21 protein-coding genes are annotated in these 18783 nt (G+C 63.7%); 7 read left to right on the top strand and 14 right to left on the bottom strand.

Annotation, left to right across the window (positions count from 1 at the left end; genetic code table 11):
* Positions 1-27 precede the first annotated feature (27 nt).
* Positions 28-1398 carry a metalloprotease PmbA gene (gene pmbA / locus P9239_RS08555; protein WP_309750056.1) on the bottom strand — a complete coding sequence of 457 codons (1371 nt, stop codon included), beginning with the start codon at positions 1396-1398 and terminating at the stop codon, positions 28-30.
* A gap of 192 nt (positions 1399-1590) precedes the next feature.
* On the opposite strand from pmbA, the gene yjgA reads away from it, so the two are divergent.
* Complete coding sequence (yjgA, locus tag P9239_RS08550) at positions 1591-2199, top strand: ribosome biogenesis factor YjgA (RefSeq protein ID WP_309750055.1); 609 nt, start codon at positions 1591-1593, stop codon at positions 2197-2199.
* A complete protein-coding gene (gene mog / locus P9239_RS08545; protein ID WP_309750054.1) occupies positions 2189-2809 on the top strand; it encodes a molybdopterin adenylyltransferase in 621 nt (206 codons plus the stop codon). The genes yjgA and mog overlap by 11 nt, the downstream gene beginning before the upstream one ends.
* Here the strand turns inward: mog and orn are convergent.
* Positions 2806-3423 carry an oligoribonuclease gene (orn, locus tag P9239_RS08540; RefSeq protein ID WP_309750053.1) on the bottom strand — a complete coding sequence of 206 codons (618 nt, stop codon included), beginning with the start codon at positions 3421-3423 and terminating at the stop codon, positions 2806-2808. The two genes, mog and orn, sit on opposite strands and share 4 nt — an antisense overlap.
* Before the next feature lie 132 nt (positions 3424-3555).
* Here orn and P9239_RS08535 point away from each other — a divergent pair, with 132 nt between their 5' ends.
* The 3 genes from P9239_RS08535 to P9239_RS08525 are packed head-to-tail and all read left to right on the top strand — an operon-like array spanning position 3556 to position 6076.
* Entirely contained in the window at positions 3556-4824 is a 1269-nt protein-coding gene (locus tag P9239_RS08535) for a M48 family metallopeptidase (protein ID WP_309750052.1), read from the top strand.
* Complete coding sequence (rsgA, locus tag P9239_RS08530) at positions 4821-5756, top strand: ribosome small subunit-dependent GTPase A (RefSeq protein ID WP_309750051.1); 936 nt, start codon at positions 4821-4823, stop codon at positions 5754-5756. Before P9239_RS08535 ends, rsgA begins: the two co-directional genes overlap by 4 nt.
* Positions 5753-6076 carry a DUF2007 domain-containing protein gene (locus tag P9239_RS08525; protein WP_309750050.1) on the top strand — a complete coding sequence of 108 codons (324 nt, stop codon included), beginning with the start codon at positions 5753-5755 and terminating at the stop codon, positions 6074-6076. Before rsgA ends, P9239_RS08525 begins: the two co-directional genes overlap by 4 nt.
* A 3-nt stretch (positions 6077-6079) precedes the next feature.
* Here the strand turns inward: P9239_RS08525 and P9239_RS08520 are convergent, their stop codons facing one another.
* From P9239_RS08520 to rpsP, 6 genes are all read right to left on the bottom strand, one after another.
* Positions 6080-7018: a CobD/CbiB family protein gene (locus P9239_RS08520; RefSeq protein ID WP_309750049.1), complete on the bottom strand. Its 939-nt coding sequence runs from the start codon at positions 7016-7018 to the stop codon at positions 6080-6082.
* A 102-nt stretch (positions 7019-7120) separates the two neighbouring features.
* A complete protein-coding gene (locus tag P9239_RS08515; protein ID WP_309753944.1) occupies positions 7121-7777 on the bottom strand; it encodes a CoA pyrophosphatase in 657 nt (218 codons plus the stop codon).
* A gap of 147 nt (positions 7778-7924) precedes the next feature.
* Positions 7925-8314, bottom strand: coding sequence for a 50S ribosomal protein L19 (gene rplS / locus P9239_RS08510; protein WP_309750048.1), 390 nt, complete (start codon positions 8312-8314; stop codon positions 7925-7927).
* Between the two features lie 133 nt (positions 8315-8447).
* Positions 8448-9218, bottom strand: coding sequence for a tRNA (guanosine(37)-N1)-methyltransferase TrmD (trmD, locus tag P9239_RS08505; protein WP_309750047.1), 771 nt, complete (start codon positions 9216-9218; stop codon positions 8448-8450).
* A 28-nt stretch (positions 9219-9246) separates the two neighbouring features.
* The gene (gene rimM, locus P9239_RS08500) at positions 9247-9978 is read right to left on the bottom strand and encodes a ribosome maturation factor RimM (protein ID WP_309753943.1); all 732 of its coding nucleotides are present in this window, start codon (positions 9976-9978) and stop codon (positions 9247-9249) included.
* 93 nt (positions 9979-10071) lie between these two features.
* Entirely contained in the window at positions 10072-10326 is a 255-nt protein-coding gene (gene rpsP, locus P9239_RS08495; RefSeq protein WP_175944588.1) for a 30S ribosomal protein S16, read from the bottom strand.
* A gap of 200 nt (positions 10327-10526) precedes the next feature.
* Between rpsP and P9239_RS08490 the strand changes: the two genes are divergently transcribed.
* On the top strand, positions 10527-11030 hold the full coding sequence (locus P9239_RS08490; protein WP_309750046.1) for an NINE protein: 504 nt from the start codon (positions 10527-10529) through the stop codon (positions 11028-11030).
* A gap of 1 nt (position 11031) precedes the next feature.
* Here P9239_RS08490 and P9239_RS08485 read toward each other — a convergent pair whose 3' ends face one another.
* Together P9239_RS08485 and P9239_RS08480 are read right to left on the bottom strand one after the other, a co-directional pair.
* Positions 11032-12171, bottom strand: coding sequence for a PA0069 family radical SAM protein (locus tag P9239_RS08485; RefSeq protein ID WP_309750045.1), 1140 nt, complete (start codon positions 12169-12171; stop codon positions 11032-11034).
* A gap of 70 nt (positions 12172-12241) precedes the next feature.
* Positions 12242-12730 (bottom strand): Lrp/AsnC ligand binding domain-containing protein, encoded by a 489-nt coding sequence (locus tag P9239_RS08480; protein WP_175944590.1) that lies wholly within the window; start codon positions 12728-12730, stop codon positions 12242-12244.
* A gap of 142 nt (positions 12731-12872) precedes the next feature.
* Between P9239_RS08480 and P9239_RS08475 the strand changes: the two genes are divergently transcribed.
* Complete coding sequence (locus tag P9239_RS08475) at positions 12873-14165, top strand: D-amino acid dehydrogenase (protein ID WP_309750044.1); 1293 nt, start codon at positions 12873-12875, stop codon at positions 14163-14165.
* Between the two features lie 54 nt (positions 14166-14219).
* On the opposite strand, the gene P9239_RS08470 is transcribed toward P9239_RS08475, so the two are convergent.
* The 4 genes from P9239_RS08470 to P9239_RS08455 all read right to left on the bottom strand — a co-directional run bounded on the left by P9239_RS08470 (position 14220) and on the right by P9239_RS08455 (position 18763).
* Positions 14220-16010: an acyl-CoA dehydrogenase gene (locus tag P9239_RS08470; RefSeq protein ID WP_309750043.1), complete on the bottom strand. Its 1791-nt coding sequence runs from the start codon at positions 16008-16010 to the stop codon at positions 14220-14222.
* A gap of 97 nt (positions 16011-16107) precedes the next feature.
* Complete coding sequence (locus tag P9239_RS08465) at positions 16108-17043, bottom strand: FAD-binding protein (RefSeq protein WP_309750042.1); 936 nt, start codon at positions 17041-17043, stop codon at positions 16108-16110.
* A gap of 1 nt (position 17044) precedes the next feature.
* Positions 17045-17794, bottom strand: a complete 750-nt coding sequence (locus tag P9239_RS08460; protein ID WP_309750041.1) for an electron transfer flavoprotein subunit beta/FixA family protein — start codon at positions 17792-17794, stop codon at positions 17045-17047.
* A 171-nt stretch (positions 17795-17965) separates the two neighbouring features.
* Positions 17966-18763 carry a MetQ/NlpA family ABC transporter substrate-binding protein gene (locus tag P9239_RS08455; protein ID WP_309750040.1) on the bottom strand — a complete coding sequence of 266 codons (798 nt, stop codon included), beginning with the start codon at positions 18761-18763 and terminating at the stop codon, positions 17966-17968.
* Positions 18764-18783: the final 20 nt, after the last annotated feature.

Genomic DNA, 18783 nt, shown 5'->3' with positions numbered 1-18783 from the left:
GCTTCTGCAGCAGCGGCGTGGAAGCGGTTACTGCCCTGCGACCGTCATCCGCTCGATCAGCACCGAACCGATCTCCTTGGTGCCGCGCACGACCGTATCCGCGCCGATGGCCTCGATATGGCGGAACATCTCCTGCAGCGTGCTCGCGACCGTGATCTCCTCCACGGCGTGCTGAATCTGTCCGTTCTCGACCCAGAAGCCCGACGCGCCGCGCGAGTAGTCGCCTGTGACGTAGTTCACGCCCTGCCCCATCAGTTCCGTCAGCAGAAGGCCCGTGCCAAGCTTCTTCAGCATGGCTTGGAAGTCGTCGCCAGGCTGCGTGTGCGCGCTTTTCATCGAGAGATTGTGCGAGCCGCCCGCGTTGCCGGTCGTCTGCATGCCGAGCTTGCGCGCCGAATACGTCGAGAGGAAATAGCCCTGCACGACGCCGTCTTCCACGACATTGCGCCGCTGCGTGCGCACGCCCTCTTCGTCGAACGGCGCGCTGCCCATGCCGCCGCGCACGTGCGGGTCTTCGACGACCTGAATATGCGGCGCGAACACCGGCTTGCCGAGACTGTCGACGAGAAACGTCGTCTTGCGATACAACGCCCCGCCGCTCACGGCCTGCACGAACGCGCCGAGAATGCCGGCTGCGAGCGGCGCTTCGAACAGCACGCGGCACTTGCGCGTGTCGAGACTGCGCGCGTTCAGGCGCGCGAGCGCGCGCTCGGCGGCATAGCGGCCGACCGCTTCGGGATCGGCAAGCTCGGAGGCGTCGCGCCTGGACGTGTACCAGTCGTCGCGCTGCATGTCGCGGCCGCTCGCCGCGATCGGCGCGCACGCGATGTAATGCCGCGAGTACGGATACCCCGCCATGAAGCCGCGCGATGTCGCGAGCACGAATTGCGAATGCTGCGCGGAGACGCTCGCGCCTTCCGAATTCGTGATGCGCTTGTCGACCGCGAACGCGGCGGCCTCGGCCCGGCGCGCGATGTCGGCGGCCTCTTCGGCGTCGATGTCCCACGGGTGATAAAGATCGAGGTCCTGCGGCGACTTCTCGAGCAGTTCTTCCTCGGCGAGCCCGGCGGCGCTGTCTTCCGCCGTGAACCGCGCGATGTTGTACGCCGCCGCGACCGTGTCGCGCAACGCCTCGCGCGTGAAGTCGGCGGTGCTCGCGTTGCCGCGCTTCTTGCCGATGAACACCGTGACACCGACCATCTTGTCGCGGTTGTGCTCGATCGTGTCCACTTCGCCGCGCCGCACGCTCACCGAGAGGCCGTCGCCTTCGGAGATTTCGGTGGCGGCATCGCTCGCGCCGAGTTCCTTCGCGTAGCGCAGGATATCCGACGCGATCTCCTTCAACTCGTCTTGCGTGTGCGGAAAAAAGCGTTGCCTGACGTCGATGTCTGCTGCCATGTGTCGTTGCCTTCGGTTTTGTTGACCGCGCAAGCGCCCGTTGCGCTCCGTGCCATGAATGTCGCGCCTGCCGTTGCGTCCGTCGTTGCTCGAGACGCACGCCGACTCTCCACGCGATCATAGCAAGGACGGCGCGCGTTCACCCGTCGCCACCGCGTCGGCTCGCGCGCGGGCGCAAGCTACAATGTCGTCATGAACCGTAAAACCCGCATTCAACCGATGGAAGCCGATCGCGACGACGCGCCCGATCAGGCCTACGACCGCCCGAGCAAATCGCAACTGAAGCGCGAGATGCACGCGCTGCAAGAGCTCGGCGAAGCGCTCATCGCGCTGCCGAAAGACGCGCTCAAGCGCATGCCGATGAACGAAGATCTCGACAGCGCCGTGCGCGAAGCGCGCCGCATCACGGATCACGAGGGCAAGCGCCGTCAGTTGCAGTATGTCGGGCGCGTGATGCGCTCGCTGTCGGACGAGGAAGTCGCCGCGCTGCGCACCGCGCTCGACACGCATCGCGGCGTGAACAAGGCGGAAACGGCGCGGCTGCACTGGATCGAGCGCGCACGCGAACAACTGCTCGCCGACGACGCCGCGCTCACCGAATTCATTCGCCAGCATCCGGGCGTCGATCCGCAGGAAGGCCGCACGCTCATTCGCAACGCGCGCAAGGAGCGCCAGCAGCAGAAGCCACCGCGCTACTACCGCGAGCTGTTCCAGTGGATCAAGAACGCGGCGGGCGTGGAAGACGACGAAGACATCGACGAGAAGGACGAGGGCGACGAGGACGGACACGATGAAGCCTGAGCGCAGTCATCCGGACGAGTTGATCGTCGGACTCGTGTCGATCAGCGATCGCGCGTCGCAAGGCGTGTATGAGGACAAAGGCTTGCCGTCGCTGCAGGCGTGGCTCGGCGGCGCGATGGCATCGCCGTGGCGCGCCGAAACGCGGCTGATTCAGGACGACGCCGCCACCATTTCGGCGACGCTCATCGAACTCGTCGATACGCTCGGCTGCGATCTCATCCTGACCACCGGCGGCACCGGCCCCGCGCGCCGCGACGTGACGCCCGAAGCCACGCTCGCCGTCGCCACGAAGCCAATGCCGGGCTTCGGCGAACAGATGCGCCAGATCAGCCTGAACTTCGTGCCGACCGCCATTCTTTCGCGGCAAGTGGCAGTCATTCGCGAGACCGCCGACCACGCCGCGCTCATCATCAATCTGCCGGGGCAGCCGAAGTCGATTCGCGAGACGTTGGAAGGCGTGAAGGACGCGGACGGAAAGACCACTGTGCCGGGCATCTTCGCGGCGGTTCCCTACTGCATCGACCTGATCGGCGGGCCGTATATCGAGACGCAGCCGGAAGTCGTCGCCGCGTTTCGTCCCAAGAGCGCAATCCGGCCGCCGAAGGTTTAAGACGCGCTGCCCGCCGCCGGAATCAGGAAGTGCTCGCGGTAGTACTTCAGTTCGTCGATGGATTCGTGGATATCGGCGAGCGCCGTGTGCATCGCGCGCTTCTGGAAGCCCTTGTAGATGGCCGGCTGCCAGCGGCGGCACAGTTCCTTGAGCGTGCTGACGTCCAGATTGCGGTAGTGGAAGAACGTCTCCAGTTCCGGCATCCAGCGCGCCATGAAACGGCGATCCTGACATATAGAGTTGCCGCACATCGGCGACTTGCCGGGCGGCACGTACTGGCCGAGAAACTCGCGAATCTGCCGCGTGGCTTCGGCTTCATCCACCGTCGACGCCTTCACGCGCTCGATCAGCCCCGAGCGACCGTGCGTGTTGCGGTTCCACTCGTCCATGCGTTCGAGCGCTTCTTCCGTCTGGTGGATGGCGAGCACCGGACCTTCCACCATCTTGTCGAGCGTCGAGTTCGTCACGACCACGGCGATTTCGATGATGCGGTCGTTGTCCGGCTCGAGGCCGGTCATTTCCATGTCGAGCCAGATGAGATTCATGTCGCTGCGCGCGAGCGCGGATTCGGCGGCGAGGTCAGCGCTTGCGGGACGGTCGGAAGAGTCGGTCATGGATGCTGCCTGAGAAGAGGATGAGGCGCGGGCCGAGGTGCCATCCGATGGTGCCATCGCGATGGCATGATGTGACAACGGCGACACGGCCAAGAACCTATAATTCTCGCATAGTTCAATCGGAATGCCCGGATGACCCACCTCTCGCTCGCCTTTTCGACCATCTTCGTCGTGGCGCTCGCCGCCATGGTTTCGACCAAGCTCTGGCTCGCGTCGCGCCAGATTCGCCACGTCGCGGCGCACCGCGACGGCGTGCCGCCGCAGTTCACCGGCACCATCCCGCTCGCGGCGCATCGGCGGGCGGCGGATTACACCATCGAGCGCACGCGCCTCACGATGATCGAAGTCGTGACGAGTGCCGTCGTGCTCGTCGCGCTGACGCTGCTCGGCGGCGTGCAGGCGCTCGACACCGCCATCTCCGGCTGGCTCGGGCGCGGCTATCTCGGGCAGATCGCGCTGGTGGCGTCGGTCGTCGCGATCACGAGTCTCATCGACTTGCCGTTCGACTACATCCGCCACTTCGTCGTCGAGGAGAAATTCGGCTTCAACCGCATGTCGAAGAAGCTCTTTTTCGTGGATCTCGTGAAAGGCACGGTGCTCGGCGTCGTGATCGGCGCGCCGCTGCTCTTGCTCACGCTTTGGCTCATGGATCGCGCGGGCGCTTACTGGTGGCTGTGGACGTGGATGGTCTGGGTCGCGTTCCAGTTGCTCGCCATGATCATCTACCCGACGTTTATTGCGCCGCTCTTCAACAAGTTCGAGCCGCTGAAAGACGAGGCGCTGCGCGCGCGCATCGAAAATCTGATGTCGCGCACGGGCTTCGCCGCCAAAGGCCTCTTCGTGATGGACGGCAGCCGCCGGTCCGCGCACGGCAACGCGTATTTCACGGGCTTCGGCGCGGCCAAGCGCATCGTGTTCTTCGATACCCTGCTCGCGCGGCTGTCCGGCAGCGAAATCGAAGCGGTGCTCGCGCACGAACTCGGCCACTTCAAGCGCCGTCACGTGCTCAAGCTGATGATCGTGATGTTCGGCATCAGCCTCGCGATGCTCGCGCTGCTCGGCTGGCTCGTTCAGACGGTCTGGTTCTACGAAGGCCTAGGCGTGCGGCCGTCGCTCGTCGGCGGCAACAACGGGCTTGCGCTCGTGCTGTTCATGCTCGTGCTGCCCGTGTTCATGTTCTTCGTGACGCCGCTCGGCAGCCTGACATCGCGCAAGAACGAGTTCGAAGCCGACGCTTTCGCCGCGAGCCAGACCGATCCGAAGGATCTCGTCAACGCGCTCGTGAAGCTGTATGAGGACAACGCGTCCACGTTGACGCCCGATCCGATCTACACCGCGTTCTATTACTCTCATCCACCCGCCTCGCAGCGCATCGACCGTCTGATGCAACACGCCGCATGACGACGCGCGCCACGCGCAAGACCGGCGCGTCGTCTGCCGCGCGCCTGCGCGGCACGGTGATCGCCGCGCATGGCCGGCACTATCTCGTGATGCCGGACGACGGCGGTGCGATGCTTCAGTGTTTCCCGCGCGGCAAGAAGAGCGACGTTGCGGTGGGCGATCATGTGATGTACGAACAGTCGTCAGCGGATCAGGGCGTGATCGTCGAAATCGGCGAGCGGCGCAATCTGCTTTACCGCTCCGACCAGTTCAAGTCGAAGCTCTTCGCGGCGAATCTGGATCAACTGCTGATCGTGCTCGCCACCGAGCCGCATTTCAGCGAAGACTTGCTCGGGCGTGCGCTCATCGCGGCTGAAGCGCACGAACTCCATGCGCTCATCGTGCTCAACAAGACCGACGTGACGGACGCGCTGCCGCTCGCGCGCGAACGCCTCGCGCCGTATCGCGAGCTGGGCTACACGGTGATCGAGCTATCGGCGAAGGCGCGTCCGGGCGAGGTGCATCCGCAACTGGATGCGCATCTGCACAACCGCGCGACTATCCTGCTCGGTCAGTCCGGCATGGGCAAGTCGACGCTCGTGAATCTGCTCGTGCCCGATGCAGACGCCGCCACGCGCGAGATATCGTCGGCGCTCAATAGCGGCCGGCACACGACCACGTTCACGCGCCTCTACACGCTGCCCGGCGGCGGTTCGCTGATCGATTCGCCGGGCTTTCAGGAGTTCGGGCTGCATCACTTGTCGGAAGGCCAGCTCGAGCGCGCATTCGCCGACTTCCGGCCGTATCTGGGCCACTGCCGCTTCTACAACTGCCACCATCTGCAAGAGCCGGGGTGTGCGGTGCTCGAAGCCGTCGAGGCCGGCAAGGTCCGCCCGGAACGGCACGCGCTTTACGCGCAGCTTGTGCATGAAGCCAGCCAGATCGTGCGATGAAACGGCTCACCTGGGCGCCCAACCTGATCACGGCACAACATTGGGTCAACGTGCTGGCGATTGCGGGCGTGCCGTGCGAGCTGCACAACCGCTATCTCAACGGTGCGCTAGGCGAGATTCCGGCAGATCAGTGCTCGCCTGAGATCTGGATCGTCGACGATCGCGACGAAGCGCTGGCGCGCCGACTATTAGACCGCGCGCAAAAAGGGCCGGACGCGAACGCCCAGCCCTGGTTCTGCAAGCATTGCGGCGAACGGCTGGAGCCGCAGTTCACCGTGTGCTGGCAATGTCAGACGGAGCGCGACCCGCTCGACGGTTGACGCTCAGGCCAGCCACACCGCGATGGTGAGCATGAGCAAGAGCAGCATCCACAAGATGACGGCGCGCCACACGAGGCCGACCGCCGATTGCAGCGTGCGCGGCGTGCAGTCGTCGCCGACGGGCAGCGGGCTGGCGTCGCCGACAGCGAGTGCTTCCACGCTCAACGGTTCGGCCAGCGGCCCCGCGAGCCGCGCGCCCAACGCGCCGCTGCCTGCGGCCAGCAGCACGCCGTCGTTCGAGTCCGGCCACTGCCGCGCGTGATTTCGCCACGCATAAATCGCGTCCTCGAAGTTGCCGACGATCGCGAAGCCCATTGCGGTCAGGCGCGTCGGAATCCAGTCGATGACGAAGAACGCGCGCTGCGCGAACGACGAGAACTCGGCGGTGCGCTCGGGGCTCGGCACGGCCCACGCGCGCGCGAGATATTCGGCGATGCGATAGAAGACCGCGCCCGCCGGACCGATCGGAATGAGAAACCAGAAGAACACGCCGAACACGTGCCGGTGCGACGCCACCACCGCGTGAACCAGCGTGTGCCGCACGATTTCGCTCACGGGCATATCGACGGTATCGAGGCCCGTCCACTCGGTCAGCACTTCGCGCGCACGGGGCACGTCGTCGTTATTTAATGCGAGATGGATGTCGGTGAAATAGTGGCTGAACTGGCGAAAGCCGAGCGTGAAGTACACGATCACCACGTTCCACAGAAACGCCAGAACGAAGTTGATGCGATACAACACGTAATAGACGAGGCCGACCGCGAGCGTCCACGGCAATACGACGAGAAGCCACGCGACGACGCCATGCTTGGGCTTGCCGGCATCGAAGCCATGTGCGGTGGATTCCGCATGATAGTGAAGCAACGCCGAAACGGGATTGTGCGGCGACAAGGCACGCACTTGCTCGATGATGAGAGCCAGCAATACGGAGAAAAAAGTCATGCGAAGCGCCGAAACAGTCGGTTGATTCGAGTTTCGCGTAACGATAGCACAGCGCCTTGTGCGTTTTGTACGATCGGTCGCGGCTAGCGTCGCGAGCCGTCGCTAGCGGGCGGCGAGAAAGCGATAGAAATTGCGCAACATGCCGGCCGTGGCGCCCCAGATGAAATACGGGGCTCTGCCTTCGCTGGGCGTGTACGGCATGGCAAAAAAACGACGCTCTCCCCCTTCCCAGCGGAACACGCGCACTTCGTGATTCGCGGGATCCATGAGCCAGGCGAGCGGCACCTCGAAGATATCGGCGACTTCGCTCGTGTCGGCCTGAAGCGTGAACGGCGGATAGACGAGCGCGACGACCGGCGTCACGCGAAAGCCCGTGCCGGTCAGATAGTCCGGCATCGCGCCGATCACTTCGCAATGCTCCGCGGCGAGGCCGACCTCTTCGCGCGCCTCGCGCAGCGCGGTGGCGGCGGCATCGGCGTCTTCGGGCTCGCGGCGCCCGCCTGGGAAGCTGATCTGGCCGGCGTGGTCGGAGAGATGGTCGGCGCGTTGAGTCAGCAGCACGGTCAGTCCGTCCTCGCGCAAAACGAGCGGCACCAGCACCGAAGCGACGCGGGGATCGCCGCCGATCGCTTTGATGCGCTGCTCGGGCGGCTCCTGCGTCCAATCCAGTTCTTTCGCGAAGCGCGCGCGCAGTCCGTCCGGCGTGAGGCGCTCCGGCTCGATACGCGGCATGGCTTCACCCGTCGAAAGGACGGGCATCTGTTCGGGTTCGAGAATGCGCGGAGTCGATGTCTTGCCAGTGGACACGGGTCTCAAGCCTGAATGTGGAAGATACGATTTGAACACACCAAAGAAAAAAGCACCCGCGAAGGGTGCTTTTCTCGATGCAGCAAACTACTGAGCCACTTACTCGGCAGCGGAACCAGCACGGTCCTTCGAGACCAGCTTTTCCTTGATTCGAGCCGACTTGCCCGAACGCTCGCGCAGGTAATACAGCTTCGCGCGACGGACGTCACCGCGACGCTTCACGACGATGCTCGCGAGCAGCGGCGAGTAAGTCTGGAACGTACGCTCGACGCCTTCGCCCGACGAAATCTTGCGGACGATGAAGTTCGAGTTCAGGCCACGATTGCGCTTTGCGATCACGACGCCTTCGTAAGCCTGCACGCGCTTGCGCGTACCTTCGACGACGTTCACGTTGACGACGACCGTGTCGCCCGGACCGAAGTCGGGGATGGCCTTCTCGCCCAGCACGCGTGCGATCTCTTCCTTCTCGAGTTGTTCAATCAGATTCATTACTGACTCCTAGTGCCATCTTGCCGGAGTTGTGTGCCTCGACTTCTCATGATGAGGCCCCGGTAGAGGATGGGTTCACTTCCGGCGCCGATGTGACTCGGCGCCCCCATTGTCCCGCTCGTCGCTCGAAGCGTCACTGCGGCTTCGACACGTCCTTCGCGAGACTTGCGAGCCACGCCTCGTCGGCACGGCTCAACAACTTGCTTTTGCGCGCCCGCTCGATCAGATCGGGCCGCTTGATGAATGTGTTGCGTAACGCTTCGCGCCTGCGCCAGGCGTCGATTTCCTTGTGATGGCCGCCGAGCAGCACATCCGGCACACGCACGCCTTCGTATTCCTCGGGCCGCGTGTAGTGCGGACAGTCGAGCAATACGTCGACGAAACTGTCCTGCACCGCCGATTGCGCGTCGTTCAGCACGCCGGGCAAGTGGCGCACGACGGCGTCCATCAGTGCCATGGCGGGCAATTCACCGCCCGATAGTACGAAGTCGCCGAGGCTCACTTCCTCGTCCACCACGCGATCGATCAACCGCTGGTCGATCGCTTCGTACCGGCCACACAGAAGCACGAGGCCGGGTTCCTGCGAGAACCGCATCACGCGATCATGGTCGAGCTTTGCGCCTTGCGGCGACATCATCACGACGCGCGTGTTTTCGATGCCCTGCTCGCGCTGCGCTGCCTTAGCCGCGTTGATCGCGTCTTCCAGCGGACGCGCCAGCATGACCATGCCGGGGCCGCCGCCGTAAGGACGGTCGTCGATGGTACGGTAGTTGTCCGTGGTGAAATCGCGCGGATTCCACGCACGCAGACCGAACCGCCCCTGCTTTACCGCCCGGCTGGTAATGCCCCAGTCGGTCAGCGCGCGAAACATCTCGGGAAAGAGCGTCACGACATCGAACTGCATCGCCCTCTCCGTGTTCTGCCGATGGCTTTCAATAATCGGCGTCCCAGTCGACGACGATACGCTTCGCCGCCCGATCCACCGTCTTCACATACACGCCGACGAACGGAATCAACCGCTCGCCGGTAACGGGCTGGCCATCCTTGTTCGTCGCAGGGTACTCGACCCGTAGGATGGAATGCGCGCCGTTGTCGATCATGTCGGCGACGCGGCCAAGCGCCACGCCCGCTTCGTTTTCGACATCTAGGCCGATAAGATCGACCCAGTAAAACTCGTCTTCGTCGTCCAGCTTCGGAAAGTCGCTGCGTGCGATATGCACGGCATGTCCTTTCAGCGCCAGCGCGACGTCGCGGTCGTCACAGCCCGACAAGCGCGCGACGATCGAATCGCCGTGCACTTTCGACTGCAAACAGCGCGCGGATTTGCGATCGCGGTTCTTGACGAGCCACCAACGCTTCGCCGCGAGCAGCGCGTCGCCGCCCGACTTGCCGTGCGCGTGCGGCACGACCTTGACCCAACCCTTCAGGCCGTAGGCATCGACGATGAAACCCACTTCGACGGCGTCTTCCGGCAGCGTTTCCGCCGGCTCGATGCCCTCGACGTGTGCTTCGGACTTGCCTGCGCCGGAAACGCCGGCCGCCACGCGGCGCGCGCCCGGCTTGCGGACGAACGCGCCGAACGTGGCGGCACCTTCCTGTTGCCCCGGCTTCGGTTGACTGACGGAACCGGACTCGTGGCCGTTTTGAGGATCACGCGCGGGCATCAGCGAACCTTTGGGCAAATATGAAGCGACTCGGGCGACTGCTTACGCTTGACAGCGTGACGCGCCGCCCCAGTCGGCAAGCAGCAAGACAGCTTAAGCAGCCGGCTGAGCTTGCTTCGATTGCTTGACCAGGCGCTCGACGGTCGGCGACAGTTGCGCGCCAACGCCTTGCCAGTAGGTCAGGCGATCTTGAGCGATACGCAGCGATTCGCCCTTCGTGGCGACCGGGTTGTAGAAACCCACGCGCTCGATGAAGCGGCCGTCACGGCGGCTACGCGAATCGGTTGCGACGATGTTGTAGAACGGGCGCTTCTTCGAGCCGCCACGAGCCAAGCGGATGATGACCATGCTGAAATCCTTGAAAACCGGGGTTCGGAACTACCAGAACACGCGATTATAACGGGAATCCGAAGCCCTAACAAACACTTAACGCATTTTTTGCTGCTGACGTGTGCCCGACGAGCCGCCGCGACCCATTTGTCGCATTGTGTCTAGGCCGCGCCTTGCATCGTAAAATGACGAATTCGATTTTATCACCGCATCTCACGATGACTTCCTCGTCCTTTGCCGCGCAGTCCGGCCCGAAGCCCGCGGGCAAGGCGCCGCCGCCGTACTTCCGCTCCAAAACACTGACCGCGGCGCTTGCGTTTTTCTTCGGCAGCATCGGTCTGCACCGCTTCTATCTGTATGGCATGCGCGACAAGTACGGCTGGGCGCACATTGTCGGAATCGCGATGGGCGCAGTCGGCTATCTGCTGCTCGCTGCAACCGAGCGTACTTCGGTGCTCGGCTGGGTGCTCGCCGTGCCGGGAGCGGTGTCGCTGCTCGCGGCGTTTCTCTCCGCGATCGTCTACGGCCTGCGACCCGATGCGAAGTGGGACGCGCAGTTCAACGCCCACACGGAACGTCAGAGCCGCTCGGGCTGGACCGTGATCTTCGTGGTGATTTTTTCGCTGCTGATCGGCGCTTTCCTGCTGATGACGGGGCTTGCGCTCACGTTCCAGACGTATTTCGAAGGACAGGTCGAAGCCGCCAAGACGTTGTCGCAATAAGTCAGAAAAGATTCAGTTGGCCACCCGCAGGAGAGACGGGCCCTCGCTGCACCTTGACGCTCGCGGGCCGCTGGAATTCCGACATATCCAGAATGCCGCGATTGCGCAGATTCAGCCCCAACCGCTTCGTCGCCTGACTAAAGCGCTGTTTCAGCATGTCGGCCCACAAGCCCTCGCCCTTCATGCGCGTGGCGAAGTCCGAGTCGTAGTCCTTGCCGCCGCGCATGTCGCGCACGCGGCTCATCACGCGGTCCGCACGATCGGGAAAGTGCGCGGCGAGCCAATCCTTGAAAAGCGGCGCGACTTCCCACGGCAGGCGCAGCACGATATAGCTCGCCGTCGTCGCGCCCGCCTCCGCGCACGCTTCCAGCACCCGCTCGAGGTCCGGTTCAGTGACGAACGGAATCACCGGCGCAATGCTCACGCCAACCGGAATGCCCGCGTCGGCGAGCGTGCGAATGGTGCGCAACCGGCGCGACGGCGTGGCGGCGCGCGGTTCCAGCGTGCGCGCGATGTCGGCGTCGAGCGTCGTGACTGTGATCGCCGCCATGAACTGCTTGCGCTCGGCCATGCGCGCGAGCAGGTCGATATCGCGCTCGATCAGCGACGACTTCGTGATCGCCGCGAACGGATGCCCGCAGTCGTGCAGAATCTCGACTACCCGCCGCGTCAGCTTCAGATCCCGCTCGACGGGCTGATACGCGTCGGTATTGACACCGAGCGCAATGGGATCGGGTTGATAGCTCGGCTTCGCCAATTCACGCTCGAGCAATTCGCCGGCGTTGATCTTGGCGTAGATGCGGCTTTCGAAATCCAGCCCCGGAGACAGCCCCAGATAACTGTGTGTCGGACGCGCGAAGCAGTAGATGCAGCCGTGCTCGCAGCCGCGATACGGGTTCAAGGAAACCGTGAACGGAATATCAGGCGAGTTGTTGCGCGTGAGAATGCCCTTCGCGCGCTCCTCGAAAACCTGCGTGCGCAGCGGCGGTGAACCTTCGTCGTCGGCGGTTTCATGCGTCCAGCCGTCGTCGATGCGCTCACGTTCGTCTTTCTCGTAGCGCCCCTGAATATTGGACACAGCGCCGCGCCCCTTCAGCGGCGAAGGCGGCGCGACAGGAAATTCATCGTCCGGCGTGGGCATTGCGGTCACAGTTCAGCGTCTCAAAGGACTGTACAAATATACAGTATCGCGCGGCGACCGCAAGCGTTTTTTAGACGTCGACCGGAATGGTCAGCGTCTCCTTGATCTCCTCCATCACCACGTAGCTTTTCGACTGCACCGCCCCCGGCAGTTGCAAAAGAATGTCGCCGAGCAGCTTGCGATAGTCAGCCATCTCGCCGATGCGCGCCTTGATCAGATAGTCGAAATCGCCCGAAACGAGGTGACATTCGAGCACTTCGGGAATGCGCTGAACCTCGCGCCGGAACTGGTCGAACATGTTGCCGCTCTTGTGATCCAGCGTGATCTCCACGAACACGAGCAGCGCCGCGCCGAGCTGCGCAGGGTTCACGCGCGCGTAGTAGCCGGTGATGACGCCATCGCGCTCCATGCGCCGCACGCGCTCGATGCACGGCGTCACCGAAAGGCCGACACGCTCCGCGAGATCTTTCATCGCGATGCGCCCGTCCTGCTGCAGGATGCTCAAAATCTTGTGATCGAGTTTATCGAGCGTCCGAAGGGGATTTCGCTGCGTTCTCATCGTTTCCTTCCTGAAAATCCGCGAAATACGATAACTAAAACTGCCTTACAGCCAATAGTATAGGCGATAACACTGGCCGGACAATCCGTCGCAGCCCTCGTGCGATTCGCGACTGTCCAGTCGGATCGGAAACGGAGATCACATGCGAATCGTTATTCTGGGAAGCGGCGTCGTCGGCGTGACGAGCGCGTATTACCTCGCTCGCGCCGGACACGAAGTCACGGTCATCGACCGTGAAGCCGGCCCCGCGCTCGAAACCAGTTTCGCCAACGCGGGACAGATTTCGCCGGGTTACGCGTCGCCGTGGGCCGCGCCGGGCGTGCCGCTCAAGGCCGTCAAATGGATGTTCGAAAAGCACGCGCCGCTCGCCATCCGCCTCGACGGCACCATGAGCCAGCTTCAGTGGATGTGGCAGATGCTGCGCAACTGCACGCAGGAGCGCTACACGGTGAACAAAGGCCGCATGGTGCGCCTCGCCGAATACAGCCGCGATTGCCTGCAGGCGCTGCGCGCCGACACGGGCATTGCGTACGAAGGCCGCACGGGCGGCACGCTTCAGGTGTTCCGCACCCAGCAGCAACTGGACGGCGCCGCGAAAGATATCGCTGTGCTCAAGGAAGCCAACGTGCCGTTCGAGCTTCTGTCGGCGGCGGAACTGGCGAAGGCCGAACCCGCGCTCGCCGCCGTATCGCACAAGCTGACGGGCGGCCTGCGCCTGCCCAACGACGAAACAGGCGACTGCCAGATGTTCACCACCCGCCTGGCCGCCATGGCCGAAGCGCTAGGCGTCGAGTTTCGCTATAACACGCCAATCGACGCGCTGCGCGTGAGCAACGGCCGCATCGCGGGCGTGCAATGCGGCAGCGAACTGATCAAGGCAGATTCGTATGTCGTCGCGCTCGGCTCGTATTCGCCGAAGCTGCTCGGCGATCTCGTCAAGATTCCGGTGTATCCGCTGAAGGGCTATTCGATCACCGCGCCGATTGTCGATGCGAAGCGCGCGCCGGTTTCCACCGTGCTCGACGAAACGTACAAGATCGCGATCACGCGTTTTGACGACCGCATTCGCGTCGGTGGCATGGCGGAAATCGTCGGGTATGACAAGACGCTGAAGCAGGCGCGCCGCGAGACGCTCGAGATGTGCGTGAACGACCTGTTCCCCGGCGGCGGCGACACCGCGAGCGCGAGCTTCTGGACGGGCCTGCGCCCGATGACGCCGGACGGCACGCCCATCGTCGGCCGCACGCCCGTGCCCAACCTCTTTCTGAACACCGGCCACGGCACGCTCGGCTGGACGATGTCGTGCGGCTCGGGCCAGTTGCTCGCCGATCTCATGTCCGGCAGACAGCCCGCGATCCGCTCGGACGACTTGTCGGTGCATCGTTATTTGGGCGATGCCAGCGTGAAGGGGCGGCCGGCGTACGCGGGAGTCTGAAGCCCGAATCGCCCTCGATCAGCGACGGCGCCTGCAAAGGCGCCGTCGTCGTTTTCAGAACTGATCTTCGCTCAACGCGAGCACGCCTTCGTGTCCGTTGGCGCTCACGATCGCCGCCTCGAAGCCGGGCGCGTGGGACAGAATGTGCTCCGCGAAGAACTCGGCGGTCGCGATCTTCGCCGAGTAGAACGGCTCGTCCTCGGCGCGCTTCGCTTGCGCGACGAGCATCGCGCGGGCCATTTGCCAGCCGGAGAGCACGGTGCCCGCGAGCTTCAGATACGGCACGCTGCCCGCGAACACCGCGTTCGGATCGCTCTTGAACCGCGCGACGACGAACTCGATGACGCGCGCCAGCGACAAGCTGCCGGCGCTCAAATGGCGATGCATCGACTTGAACGGCTGGCCGTCGATTTCCGCGAGCGCCGCGATGGTCTGGTCGATTTGGGCCAGAAGCGCCTGCGCGGTTGCGCCGCCATCGCGGACCGTCTTGCGGCCGATCAGATCGTTCGCCTGAATCGCGGTCGTGCCTTCATAGATCGGCAAGATGCGCGCATCGCGATAATGCTGCGCGGCACCCGTCTCCTCGATGAAGCCCATGCCGCCATGCACCTGCACGCCGAGGCTCGCGACATCAACCGAGATCTCGGTGCTGAAGCCCTTCACGATCGGCACGAGAAATTCATAGACCGCCTGATGGCGCTTGCGCACCGCTTCTTCCGGATGCGCGTGCGCCAGGTCGCTGTGCGCGGCGGCGACATACGCGAGCGCGCGAGCGCCTTCCGTATAAGCGCGCATCGTGGCGAGCATGCGGCGCACGTCCGGATGCTGGATGATCGGCACCGCCGCCTTCGCGCTGCCATCGACCGGGCGGCTTTGCACGCGTTCCTTCGCATATGCGACCGCCTGCTGATACGCTCGCTCCGACACCGAAACGCCTTGCATGCCGACGGCAAAGCGCGCCGCGTTCATCATGATGAACATGTATTCGAGGCCGCGATTCTCTTCGCCGATCAGATAGCCGACCGCGCCGCCGTGGTCGCCGTATTGCAGCACAGCGGTCGGGCTCGCCTTGATGCCGAGCTTGTGCTCGATGGACACGCAGTGCACGTCGTTGCGCGCGCCGAGCGAACCGTCGTCGTTGACGAGGAACTTCGGCACGATGAAAAGCGAAATGCCCTTCACGCCCTCCGGCGCATCCGGCGTGCGTGCGAGCACCAGATGCACGATGTTCTCCGTCATGTCGTGCTCGCCGTACGTGATGAAAATTTTCGTACCGAAGAGCTTGTACGTGCCGTCGCCCTGCGGCTCGGCGCGCGTGCGCACGAGCGCGAGATCCGAGCCCGCTTGCGGCTCGGTGAGGTTCATCGTGCCGGTCCATTCCCCCGAGATGAACTTCGGCAGATAACGCGCCTTCTGCTCTTCGCTGCCGGCCGTCAGCAACGCTTCGATGGCGCCGTCCGTCAGCAGCGGACACAGCGCGAACGAGAGATTGGCCGAATTGAGCATTTCGATGCAGGCAGTCGCGATCAGCTTCGGCAGGTTCTGTCCGCCGAATTCCGCCGGATGCACGATGCCTTGCCACCCGCCTTCCCCGAACTGGCGAAACGCATCTTTGAAGCCAGGCGTCGTCGTCACTTGTCCGCTCGCCCACGTGCTGGGCTGGCGGTCGCCGGTGACGTTCAGCGGCGCCAGCACTTCGCCGCAGAAGCGCGCGGCCTCTTCGACGACGGCCTGCGCGGTGTCGAAGTTGCCGTCCTCATAGCCCGGCAGCGCGGCGATGCTGTCGATGTCCGCCAGTTCTTTCATGACGAACAGCATGTCCTTCATGGGCGCGCGGTAGCTCATCGTTTGTCTCCTCTCTCGTTTGCGGATGCAAAAAGGGCGCAACGGTTGTCGCGCCCCTTTGTCTTTTTATTGCAGGCGCCGCTCGCGACGCACGCGGTCAGCCGAGTTCTTTCACCAGTTCCGGCACGACCGCGAACAGATCACCGACCAGTCCGTAATCCGCCACGCTGAAAATAGGCGCTTCGGCGTCCTTGTTGATCGCGACGATCACCTTGCTGTCCTTCATGCCGGCCAGATGCTGAATGGCGCCCGAAATGCCGACGGCCACATACAATTGCGGCGCGACGATCTTGCCCGTCTGGCCGACTTGATAGTCGTTCGGCACGTAACCGGCATCGACCGCCGCGCGCGATGCGCCGAGCGCTGCGCCCAGTTTGTCCGCGAGCGGTTCCAGCACTTGCGTGTAGTTCTCGCCGCTGCCCAAACCGCGCCCGCCGGAGACGATGATGTTCGCGCTCGTCAGTTCGGGCCGGTCCAGCTTCGTTACTTCGCGGTTCACGAACTGCGAGACGCCCGCGTCCGCCGCTGCTTCGATCTTCTCGACCGACCCGTTGCCGCCCTCCGCCGCCACCGGATCGAAGCCCGTCGCGCGCACGGTGATGACCTTGATCGGATCGCTCGACTGGACGGTCGCAATCGCGTTACCCGCGTAGATCGGGCGCTCGAAGGTGTCGGCGCTGACGACAGCGGTGATCTCGCTGATCTGCGCGACATCGAGATGCGCGGCAATGCGCGGCGCGATGTTCTTGCCGTAAGCCGTCGCCGGAGCAACGATGTGCGAATAGTCCTTCGCGATGTTCAGCACCGTGCCTTCGACGTTCTCCGCGAGGCCTTCGGCAAGCTGCGGCGCATCCGCCAGCAGCACCTTCGAAACGCCCGCGATCTTCGCGGCCTGATCCGCCGCGCCCTGCGCGTTCGATCCCGCGACGAGCACGTGAATGTCGCCGCCCAGCTTGGCCGCTGCCGCGACCGTGTTCAACGTCGCCGCCTTGATCGACGCGTTGTCGTGTTCCGCAATCACCAGAGTCGTCACGTTAGATCACCTTCGCTTCGGTTTTCAGTTTCTCGACCAGCGTCTTCACGTCCGGCACCGTCACACCGGCGCTGCGCTTGGGCGGCTCGGTGACTTTGAGCGTCTTCAGACGCGGCGTGACATCGACGCCCAGATCGGTGGGCGTGACCGTCGTCAGCGGCTTTTTCTTCGCCTTCATGATGTTCGGCAGCGTCACGTAGCGCGGCTCGTTCAGGCGCAGATCCGTCGTGACGACCGCGGGCAGCTTCAGCGACAGCGTTTCCGCGCCGCCATCGACTTCGCGCGAGACGGTGGCGCGGCCATCGGCGATCACGACTTTCGATGCGAACGTCGCTTGAGGCAGGCCCGCCAAAGCGGCGAGCATCTGCCCGGTCTGGTTCGAATCGTCGTCAATGGCCTGCTTGCCGAGAATCACGAGTTCCGGCTTTTCCTGATCGACGAGCGCCTTGAGCAGCTTCGCGACTGCCAGCGGCTGCAATTCCTCGGCAGATTCGACCAGAATCGCGCGATCCGCGCCGATCGCCAGCGCCGTGCGCAGCGTTTCCTGGCATTGCGTGACGCCGCACGACACCACGATCACTTCGGTTGCGACGCCCGCTTCCTTCAGACGCACCGCCTCTTCCACGGCGATTTCGTCGAATGGGTTCATCGACATCTTCACGTTGGCGAGTTCGACGCCCGTGTTGTCCGATTTCACGCGGACCTTCACGTTGTAGTCGACCACGCGCTTGACTGGCACCAGAATTTTCATCCACACGCTCCAAAGTTACGATTACGTCAACCCAGCGTCATTATACGAGCGGCGCGTTTCGCGCTTCGGCCATCGACGAGCGAGCCGGGTCAGCGTGCAATAAATTTGCGTCCACTTTAATAGAACGGTCGTTCGCTTTGTATCCCAAAAAACCCGAATTCGGATAAGCGCTCACCACGCCGCGATAACCGCACCGGCGTACTTGCCCTCGATGAACTGCTTCACTTCCGGCGAATGATAGGCGGCCACGAGCTTGCCGACCCACGGCTTGTCCTTGTCGGACGCGCGAATGGCGATGATGTTCGCGTAAGGCCCGTGCGGATCTTCGATGGCGATGGCGTCGGACTTCGGTTTCAGGCCGGCTTCCATCGCAAAGTTCGTGTTGATGGCAGCGGCGTCGACATCGCCGAGCGAGCGCGGGATCTGCGCGGCGTCCAGCTCGACGATCTTCAGCTTCTTCGGATTCTCGACGATATCGAGCGGCGTCGCCTTCAGGCCCGCATCGGCGCGCAGCTTGAGCAAACCTTGCTTTTGCAGCAGCAGCAAACCGCGGCCGCCGTTGGTCGGATCGTTCGGCACGGCGATGCGCGCGCCGTTGGGCAATTCTTTCAGCGACTTGAGCTTCTTCGAATAGATGCCCATCGGGAACGTGACCGTATCGGCCACCTTGATCAGCTTGTAGCCGCGGTCCTTAACCTGCGCGTCCAGATACGGCTGATGCTGGTAACTGTTGGCATCGAGATCGCCGGCCGCTAGCGCCGCGTTCGGCTGCACGTAGTCCGAGAACTCGACGACCGTGATCTTCAGCCCGTTCTTCGCGGCGACCTGCTTCACCACTTCCATCACTTGGGCGTGCGGGCCACCTGTCACGCCGACCTTGATGGCGTTGTCGTCCGCGTGCGCGGCCGTGCTGATGAGCGATGCCGCGCCGAGCGCCGCGGCGAACTTCAGGATGAATCGACGTTGCATGTGCTGACCTTTTTTTTCGA

The sequence above is a fragment of the Caballeronia sp. LZ062 genome (genome assembly GCF_031450785.1).
Lineage (GTDB): Bacteria > Pseudomonadota > Gammaproteobacteria > Burkholderiales > Burkholderiaceae > Caballeronia.
The sequence above is the reverse complement of the archived record's forward strand: the minus strand, read 5'-3'. Positions and strand labels throughout refer to the sequence as shown.

Bases quoted from the DNA above. Each gene is read 5' to 3' on its own strand.
- pmbA (WP_309750056.1), bottom strand. From the start codon at position 1,398: ATGGCAGCAGACATCGACGTCAGGCAACGCTTTTTTCCGCACACGCAA.
- yjgA (WP_309750055.1), top strand. From the start codon at position 1,591: ATGAACCGTAAAACCCGCATTCAACCGATGGAAGCCGATCGCGACGAC.
- mog (WP_309750054.1), top strand. From the start codon at position 2,189: ATGAAGCCTGAGCGCAGTCATCCGGACGAGTTGATCGTCGGACTCGTG.
- orn (WP_309750053.1), bottom strand. From the start codon at position 3,423: ATGACCGACTCTTCCGACCGTCCCGCAAGCGCTGACCTCGCCGCCGAA.
- P9239_RS08535 (WP_309750052.1), top strand. From the start codon at position 3,556: ATGACCCACCTCTCGCTCGCCTTTTCGACCATCTTCGTCGTGGCGCTC.
- rsgA (WP_309750051.1), top strand. From the start codon at position 4,821: ATGACGACGCGCGCCACGCGCAAGACCGGCGCGTCGTCTGCCGCGCGC.
- P9239_RS08525 (WP_309750050.1), top strand. From the start codon at position 5,753: ATGAAACGGCTCACCTGGGCGCCCAACCTGATCACGGCACAACATTGG.
- P9239_RS08520 (WP_309750049.1), bottom strand. From the start codon at position 7,018: ATGACTTTTTTCTCCGTATTGCTGGCTCTCATCATCGAGCAAGTGCGT.
- P9239_RS08515 (WP_309753944.1), bottom strand. From the start codon at position 7,777: ATGCCCGTCCTTTCGACGGGTGAAGCCATGCCGCGTATCGAGCCGGAG.
- rplS (WP_309750048.1), bottom strand. From the start codon at position 8,314: ATGAATCTGATTGAACAACTCGAGAAGGAAGAGATCGCACGCGTGCTG.
- trmD (WP_309750047.1), bottom strand. From the start codon at position 9,218: ATGCAGTTCGATGTCGTGACGCTCTTTCCCGAGATGTTTCGCGCGCTG.
- rimM (WP_309753943.1), bottom strand. From the start codon at position 9,978: ATGCCCGCGCGTGATCCTCAAAACGGCCACGAGTCCGGTTCCGTCAGT.
- rpsP (WP_175944588.1), bottom strand. From the start codon at position 10,326: ATGGTCATCATCCGCTTGGCTCGTGGCGGCTCGAAGAAGCGCCCGTTC.
- P9239_RS08490 (WP_309750046.1), top strand. From the start codon at position 10,527: ATGACTTCCTCGTCCTTTGCCGCGCAGTCCGGCCCGAAGCCCGCGGGC.
- P9239_RS08485 (WP_309750045.1), bottom strand. From the start codon at position 12,171: ATGCCCACGCCGGACGATGAATTTCCTGTCGCGCCGCCTTCGCCGCTG.
- P9239_RS08480 (WP_175944590.1), bottom strand. From the start codon at position 12,730: ATGAGAACGCAGCGAAATCCCCTTCGGACGCTCGATAAACTCGATCAC.
- P9239_RS08475 (WP_309750044.1), top strand. From the start codon at position 12,873: ATGCGAATCGTTATTCTGGGAAGCGGCGTCGTCGGCGTGACGAGCGCG.
- P9239_RS08470 (WP_309750043.1), bottom strand. From the start codon at position 16,010: ATGAGCTACCGCGCGCCCATGAAGGACATGCTGTTCGTCATGAAAGAA.
- P9239_RS08460 (WP_309750041.1), bottom strand. From the start codon at position 17,794: ATGAAAATTCTGGTGCCAGTCAAGCGCGTGGTCGACTACAACGTGAAG.
- P9239_RS08455 (WP_309750040.1), bottom strand. From the start codon at position 18,763: ATGCAACGTCGATTCATCCTGAAGTTCGCCGCGGCGCTCGGCGCGGCA.